Source organism: Psychrobacter pasteurii, from assembly GCF_900162815.1.
GTDB classification, from domain to species: domain Bacteria; phylum Pseudomonadota; class Gammaproteobacteria; order Pseudomonadales; family Moraxellaceae; genus Psychrobacter; species Psychrobacter pasteurii.
Window position 1 is genome coordinate 41088 of sequence record NZ_FUGD01000080.1, and the last position, 7598, is coordinate 48685.

Annotated in this window: 5 protein-coding genes; 3 read left to right on the forward strand and 2 right to left on the reverse strand. The window is 41.7% G+C overall.

From position 1 onward, the window contains the following. Positions 1–71 precede the first annotated feature (71 nt). From A1232T_RS06855 to A1232T_RS06865, 3 genes are all read left to right on the forward strand, one after another. Complete coding sequence (locus A1232T_RS06855) at positions 72–1856, forward strand: acyl-CoA dehydrogenase C-terminal domain-containing protein (protein WP_077448722.1); 1785 nt, start codon at positions 72–74, stop codon at positions 1854–1856. A 218-nt stretch (positions 1857–2074) separates the two neighbouring features. Next, a complete protein-coding gene (locus A1232T_RS06860) occupies positions 2075–4477 on the forward strand; it encodes a site-specific recombinase (protein ID WP_077448723.1) in 2403 nt (800 codons plus the stop codon). Between the two features lie 145 nt (positions 4478–4622). After that, a complete protein-coding gene (locus tag A1232T_RS06865; protein WP_077448724.1) occupies positions 4623–5357 on the forward strand; it encodes a glucose 1-dehydrogenase in 735 nt (244 codons plus the stop codon). Between the two features lie 82 nt (positions 5358–5439). Here A1232T_RS06865 and A1232T_RS06870 read toward each other — a convergent pair whose 3' ends face one another. Beyond that, positions 5440–6276, reverse strand: coding sequence for a symmetrical bis(5'-nucleosyl)-tetraphosphatase (locus A1232T_RS06870; protein ID WP_077448725.1), 837 nt, complete (start codon positions 6274–6276; stop codon positions 5440–5442). Between the two features lie 53 nt (positions 6277–6329). Next, on the reverse strand, positions 6330–7436 hold the full coding sequence (locus A1232T_RS06880; RefSeq protein ID WP_077448726.1) for an RNA-guided endonuclease InsQ/TnpB family protein: 1107 nt from the start codon (positions 7434–7436) through the stop codon (positions 6330–6332). Positions 7437–7598 lie beyond the last annotated feature (162 nt).

Consider the following 7598-nt stretch of genomic DNA (forward strand, 5'->3'; position numbering starts at 1 on the left):
CATTAGTAGCATTACTCACATTAAAACCGAATGACCCCATAAGTTAATCCCAAAAAATTATAGGAAATTGTATGGCTATTTATAATCCCCCTCTAGATGAAATGCGCTTCATGCTAAACGACGTTTTTGACGTTGAAAAATTCTGGCAAGCCAACGAAAACTTGGCTCATGTTGACATGGATACTGTTAACATGATTCTAGAGGAAATGGCGAAACTTTCTAAAAACGTTTTACTTCCTTTAAACCGTAGTGGTGATGAAGAAGGTGCTACTTACCACGGTGACGGCGTTGTTACTACTCCTGCAGGCTTCAAAGATGCTTTCAAACAGTATGCAGAAGCTGGTTGGATTGGTCTAGGTGGTGATCCTGAATACGGCGGTCAAGGTTTCCCTAAAATGGTTACCATGTTGACTGAAGAAATGGTTTTCACAACCAACCAAGCCTTCGCTCTATACCCTAACCTAACCGTTGGTGCGACACTTTGTCTATTGGCTTCAGCTTCTGAAGAGCAAAAACAAACCTATCTTGAGAAAATGTACTCAGGCGAATGGGCAGGCACCATGTGCTTAACTGAGCCACATGCGGGTACTGACTTGGGTATTATCAAAACCAAAGCAGTTCCAAATGATGATGGTAGCTATGATATCTCTGGTACTAAAATCTTCATTACGGGCGGTGAGCACGACCTAGCGGACAACATCGTTCACTTAGTATTGGCCAAAACACCAAACGCTCCAGCAGGTTCAAAAGGTATTTCATTATTCTTAGTACCTAAATTCTTAGTAAATGAAGATGGCAGCCTAGGCGAGCGTAACACGCTAGCAGCCGGCTCTATCGAGCACAAAATGGGTATCAAAGGTTCAGCAACTTGTGTTATGAACTTTGATGGCGCTAAAGGTTGGATGGTTGGTGAAGAGAACACCGGTCTGGCTTCTATGTTCGTTATGATGAACTATGAGCGTGTGACTATGGGTCTACAAGGCCTAGGTGGTACTGAGCTTGCTTACCAAAACGCAGCTGCTTATGCCCTAGACCGTACTCAAGGCCGTAGTGACCTTGGCGTTCAAAACCCAGATAAAGCCGCTGACAGCATTATCCACCACGCTGACGTTCGCCGTATGCTATTAAACTCACGCGCTAATGCTGAAGCATCACGCTGCTTTGCCATGTATGTTGCTAAGCAGTTAGATGAGTCTAAATTCAGTGTTGACGCTGATAATGCTAAAGAAGCAGCAGCGCGTGTTGCACTATTAACGCCTATTGCTAAAGCATTCTTAACTGACAAAGCATTAGAAGCGACTGTTGATTGCCAGCAAGTATTTGGTGGTCATGGCTATATCCGCGAATGGGGTATGGAACAGATCGTTCGTGATACTCGTATTTCTCAGATTTACGAAGGTGCAAACGGTATTCAGGCACTAGACTTACTAGGTCGTAAAATTGCTCGTAACAACGGCAAATACCTAGAAAACTTCCTAGCTGAAATCCGTGATTTCGTAGCTAACATGAAAGCTGACCACGAAATCAAGCAAGCAACTTTAGATGCTGCCAGCACTATTGAAGAGCTAACCACAACCGTTCTGAGCAATATCAGCACTCGTAAGAGCGAAATTAACGGCTGTGCGGTAGATTATCTACATGCAATGGGTTACTTATGCTACTCGTTCATGTTTGCTATGATGGTTGAAGCTGCCCATGACAAAGAAGGCGACTTCTACGCGAACAAACTAAAACTAGCGACCTACTTCGTTGGCCGTATCCTACCTCGTATCCATGCTCATGCTGAGATGGTTAAAACCGGTAGTGACCCAATGATGGACTTTGATTTAGAATATTTTGAACAAAATATTACCTAATTAAAGCCCTACCTAGATAATAGAAATAGTCTATAATTCATTGAACTTTAAAATGAGACAGCTCTAGTAGCTGTCTTTTTTTCACTATATGACCTTGTTAACCACTACTAAGGATAGATTTCTATCTTAGTTTAAACTCTATACCTGCAATTAAATTAATTGAAATTAATGAAGCTTTACGATACCTTCTCAATATCTGAATGAATAAGGGTAATTAAGTGGCAGAATTAAAAGATATTTTGCATAAAATAAATGCACTGTGCGATAGCCCTGAGCCTTATGTGCTCAAAAGATTAATTGATACTTTACGGGTATCAGAAGCTGAGTATAAAAAAAATAACGACCTTGCTAATGAAAAAATCCAAGCCTTAAATACTCTTCTAAAAAAACATCCTGAGTATGCCAATGGTCTGGCTATTTTTGTTTTAACCCTACTCAATCAATACCACAGAATGTCGTTATACACCGACACAGGTATTTTTTCAGACCACACTTTCTCCAGCAGCTTAATGCGCTTAGTTGGGCATCGCTTCGTTCCCTTATTGCCTGAAGACGACTCTATCGTCGAGTTGGTCGCTTATTTATTTGACGGTAAAGATGATGAGCGCTGGCTGGCTTGTATTGACAAGGGCTTATGGGATGAGATGGTTGACCTAATTATGGTTGATGATGCTCACTTTGATCTTGTGGCCACTGTCAAAAACAACATCTTAAATGCCTTGGTTATTTTATCTTACCGAGTCAGCGGGATTGGCTTGCATCCAGATTTGATGAAAGCTTACCCCCAGATGCTTGATTATTCTGCTGCGTTTGTGGCACAAAACCAAGAAGCCGTTCTCTTTGCCAATGAGTACCGAGAAGCTCATCAGCTAGATGATTATCTGGATGTCACACCGCGCCGTGACATTGACCCTGCCCCTTTGCTGGTTATGCTAGATCAGTGTGACAACATTGTTAACACCGTTCGTAAGCGTATTTATAAAACAGGGATATCGATTCGATTAACCAATATGTTGCTGCGCCTAGAGCAAAGCTTAAAACGTATGCACATCCTAAGTGAGCTGCTAACCAATGATGATAAGAAGCGTGATAAAGCCATTATTGAGCTGACTCAGGCCATTATTGTCAGTGTCAAACGCCGCTATAGTATCGGCTACTTAATTGATAACAACACCAAGCTGTTGTCTCGAAAAATCACTGAAAACTCAGGGCGTGTCGGCGAACACTACATTAGTACCGATAAATCGGGCTACAAAAAGATGTTCAAAATGGCCGCCATTGGTGGCTTCGTTATTGCCTTTATGGCCACCATCAAGATTTTATCTTATGACTTAGATTTGGCTCCAATGAGTCGCGCCTTCGTCAACAGTATGATTTACGGCTTAGGTTTCGTATTTATTCATATTATTCATGGTACCGTTGCGACCAAACAGCCGGCAATGACCGCAGCAGCGATTGCTTCTACCATTTCTGATAGCTCTGGCAAAAAATCACACCAGTTAGCAAAGCTTTCAGAGCTTATGGTCGATATCATACGTACCCAATTCGTCGCCATTATGGGTAACGTGCTAATTGCCATGCCTTTAGCTCTAATCATCTCTATAGTGTGGCTACAGGTTAAAGGCACTCCGATGATTGGTATCGAACAAGCCGAGCATCTGCTGCATGACCTAGATCCGTTCCACTCTTTAGCGTTATTCCATGCGGCAATTGCTGGTGTGTTCTTGTTTTTATCAGGCCTTATTGCCGGTTATTACGACAACTTAGCCTTATTTAATAATATTGGTGAGCGTATTGCCCGTCACAAGCTGTTGTTACGCTTCGTCTCAGAGTCTTGGCTACAACGCTTTGGTACCTTTGTGGAGAATAACTTAGGCGCCATTATGGGTAACTTCCTATTTGGTGTGTTCCTAGGCAGTACCGCGACCGTAGGCTTTATTTTCGGTATGCCTTTAGACATCCGACATATTGCCTTTGCGTCTGCTAACTTTTCGCATGGTATCTTTAATATGGCAGCAGACGATTTTGGTCTGGGTGTTGTTTTGATATCTCTACTGGGTGTGGCTCTTATCGGTACGCTCAACTTATTGGTCAGCTTCTCCTTAGCCATAATTGTGGCCTTACGCTCTAAAGGAGTTGAAGTCATTGAATGGAAGACCATCAGTAAATTGATGTACACTCACCTATTTACTCAGCCTAGAGACTTCTTCTTACCACGCCCAGAGCCGATGAAATACGCCAAGATCGATAGTCAAGGCTATATGATTTATGAAGAAGCCAATAAGACTCAAAAGCATAAACTGTTTCCAAAACACTTCGCAGTCCGCAGACTCTCTAGCGTCAGAGTGGTTCCAGAGGGAGTTGCTATTGACACCAGTCATACTGATGAGATGAATGAGAAGAAAGAACTCCAAGACAAGCTAACTACTGATCAGCCAACAACCCCTACTGAGAAAAAAATAGTCAAATTGGATGTTCAAGAGTTTGAATTGGTTAATCCTGAACTGCTCGAAACTGGCATCGTACATTCGGATACAGGGGCTAGCTCAAGCAACGATAAGACAAAAAATGCCAAAACCCCGTTACCAAAGCCAAAAAATCCACCCAAGCTTCCCGAATAAACATGGTAACTAATAGACAATATTCAATACTATATTGTTGGGTATAATAATAGTGAGACCCAGCTGGCTTATTCTTTGATAACCAGTTGTGAGAAAACCTAATCACTATAAAACCCGTTACTATTAAAACAAGAAGGATAAGATTATGGGACGCTTACAAGATAAAGTGGTCGTTATTACTGGAGCTGCACAAGGTATGGGTGAGACTCATGCTCGTAAATGCTTTGAGAAAGGTGCTAAAGTCGTCTTAACGGATATTAACCAAGAAAAAGGGCAAGCTCTAGCCACTTCTTTGGGAGAAAACGCTTTATTTATCAAGCATGACGTCACAAACGAAGAAGATTGGTTAAACGTTGTCAAAATCACTGAAGAGAAATTTGGGCCGATTAATGTTCTGGTCAATAATGCTGGCATCACCATGGCGAAATCTTTATTTGATATGTCATTAGCAGACTATCGCCGTATCCTTGATATTAACCAAGTTTCTGTGTTCTTAGGCATGAAGTCGGTTGCCCCATCAATGAAGAAAACCAACAACGGCTCTATCATTAATATCTCTTCTATTAATGGCTTGGTCGGTGGTGCTATTGGTTATACAGATTCTAAATTTGCGGTGCGGGGCATGACCAAGGCAGCAGCTTTAGAGTTGGCAAGCTTTGGTATTCGCGTGAACTCAGTTCACCCTGGCGTTATCGCGACTCCTATGATCATGCAAGGAGATACCAAAGATGCCGTTGATAGAATCGCAAAATCGATTCCTCTAAAACGCGTGGCACAACCTGAAGAGGTGAGTAACCTAATACTATTTTTGGCTTCAGATGAGTCTAGTTACTCAACAGGTTCAGAGTTTATCGCTGATGGTGGCATGACCGCTCAATAAGTAGCTCACGCTATAAAAAAAGCACAAGTCATGATTTAACTTGTGCTTTTTTATTTGGACAGCTTTTTTATTATGACAAAACTTAGGACTTTGGGCATTTATCGGAAGAGGTGAAAATCTTACCGTCCTCTAATCGATAGGCCACTAAGCAGTTACCCCACACACAGCCCCCGTCTAAAGCTCTGGCTGTAGGCAGATCCACATCGGCCTTCAAGGCCGCCCAATGTCCGAATAATATTTTTCGATCACGTGGAACTTCCCATTCAAACCAAGGACGGAATGACTCCGGCATTTTATCAGTCAAGCTTGATTTAAAACTAAACTCAAGACTGCCATCTTGCTGACACAACCGCATTCTAGTGAAGTAATTGGTAATGGCTCGGATCCGAGTAAAGCCATTGAGCTTCTCCGACCAATCGTCTGCTTCCCCGCTATAAAGCTCTGGTAACACTCTATCAAGCTGAAATAAGCTGCTAGAAAGCTGTACCTGTACCTCACGAGCATATTTTTTTGCCTCGCTGATTTTCCAGTGAGGAGGAATACCGGCATGCACCAATACTGTCTGCTCGTTAGGAAACTCAATTAAAGGCTGACATCTAAGCCAGTTAAGTAGCTCAGTACAATCTGGGGCATTTAAAATGGCTTCGGTTTGATCTTTTTTCTTTAAAGGGGCAAATCCACGCCATACTGCAATTAAATTAATATCATGATTACCCAATACCGTGGCAGCAGCACCCTGCTCACATAGGTTCTTTACATGACGTAAGGTGGATAATGAGTCTTCGCCTCTGGCTACTAGATCTCCCACAAACCATAGCTTGTCTTGCGCAGGATCAAAATCTATTTTTTTTAGAAGATCTAAATAGGCAGCATAACATCCTTGTAAATCTCCGATAACATACTCGGCACGATATTTCATATATTCACTCAATTTTATTGGTAGTATTTACTATTTTTGACTTCCTCCCCTCGCTAAACCGAGGGGATTCCTACAGCTAGACGGTCAAGCCCGACCGCAAGGATGTTCTTAGCAGCATTGATATCTCTATCATGCCATGTGCCACACTCAGCACAAGCCCATCCTCTTATTCGCAAGCCTGCTCTACCTTTTGGACTACTGTCACTTATTTTATGGCAGCACGAGCAGGTCTGGGTAGTGTAATTCTCATTTACCATCTCAAACTGACAACCTGCATGCTTGCATTTATATTCCAGTTGTCTTTTAAGCTCAAACCAACCTGCATCGTATGTCGATTTAGCGAGCTTGGTTTTTTTATTGGTAAATGAGCGTGATTTAACATCACCAACCACAATTAAGCTGTTATCTTTAACAAGCTTGGTGGTGAATTTATGAATTAAGTCTAATCTTGTATTTTTAATTTTGGCGTGGATTGCTTTAACACGTTTTTTATTCTTAGCACGCTGGGCTACTGCTAATTTATTCGCCCATTTTTGCGTTTGCTTAATAATTAGCTTGTCACCATTTGATGTGGTTGCAGACTCTTTTAAGCCCAAATCAATTCCAACGCTGCCCTTACCACTTACTTGCTTAGGAAAGTCTTTAACAGTAATACACGCATACCAACGATTACGGCTGTCTTGTACTATCTCAAGCGTGTTGATTTGATATAGACTGAGGTTGTAACTATCGAATACATCTATGATGAGCTTTTGACCTTTAGATAGTGATAGCTGTAGGGTTGATCTCAGTACTTTCTTTCCCGTTTGTCTTGTACTTAGGTATTTGATAGCAGACTTTTTAAAGGGTATCCAACCTAGTGATTTACGTTTGGCATCAGGACGATTGCTGCGCCAGCTAAGTTTGGCTTTTTTAAATTGTTTACGTGATTTAGCGTGTGTCTCATTGATAGCTTGTAAGGTTTGACTGTGTAATCCTAAATACTCACCGCTACCTTTGGTGTACTGGTTTAAATCATAGGCTAAAAAGTACTTACCGGTACGTTTTAGATGCTCAAAGCAAAGTGCATTAATATAGTTCCACACGAAGTTCACTGAACCGCTTAGACGATTCAGCTCTTTTATGTGTTTGTCTTTAATGCGTAGCTTGAGGGTTTTCATATGCTTAGTATGGCAAGATTAATTTTAGCTTACAACCCTTTAACGACTTCTTACGACAGTGTGTGTCGCCTTATATCCACCCCCTGAAGTGCATAAGTATCTACACAAATTTACTAGCCGCCTCAGCAAAGTATTTTAGATCATCAGGGGAGTAGTGATTAA